The following is a 671-nucleotide window of genomic DNA, read 5'->3' on the forward strand; positions in this document are numbered from 1 at the left end:
TTCTGACCCAGAAGCAGAATATGAAGAAACCAATATTAAATTAGTACCAATGCTGTCGGTCTTAGGGGGATAAATATGGATCACACAGAAGCTTTAACACGGTATACCGCAAATTTTATTGATGAATTGGCAAAGAGCGGTCTTAAGGAGGTAGTTATCTCACCAGGGTCCAGATCGACGCCACTTGCCATGACTGTCATGGAGCATCCAGAGATGAAGCAATGGATTGTAATTGATGAGCGTTCAGCTGCTTTTTTTGCATTAGGGATGGCCAAGCAATTAAAGAGGCCAATTGCAATTATTTGTACATCTGGAACTGCGGCAGCTAATTATTTCCCAGCGATTGTTGAGGCATTTGCAAGCAGGGTTCCACTAGTTGTTTTAACAGCAGATCGTCCACACGAATTGCGAGATGTTGGAGCACCACAATCGATTGATCAACTAAAATTATACGGAAACTATGTCAAATGGTTTCATGAAATGTCATTGCCAGATAATGATCAAAAGATACTTGACTACGCACGAAATAAGGCGTCAAGGGCTGTTCACACAGCAAGCGAGGGGAATGCCGGGCCAGTTCATTTAAATCTGCCATTTCGTGAACCATTGATTCCGGATTTTTCGCTTGAGAATTTATGGGGGAGTTACAATCATTCTAAGCAACTTTCAGC

At 42.2% G+C, this 671-nt stretch carries 1 protein-coding gene; it reads left to right on the top strand.

From position 1 onward, the window contains the following. Window positions 1-75: 75 nt before the first annotated feature. The coding region (gene menD, locus AC3G7N_RS21260) for a 2-succinyl-5-enolpyruvyl-6-hydroxy-3-cyclohexene-1-carboxylic-acid synthase (protein WP_489424130.1) at window positions 76-671 on the top strand (596 nt) is incomplete at its 3' end.

The organism is Virgibacillus carmonensis, assembly GCF_057836705.1.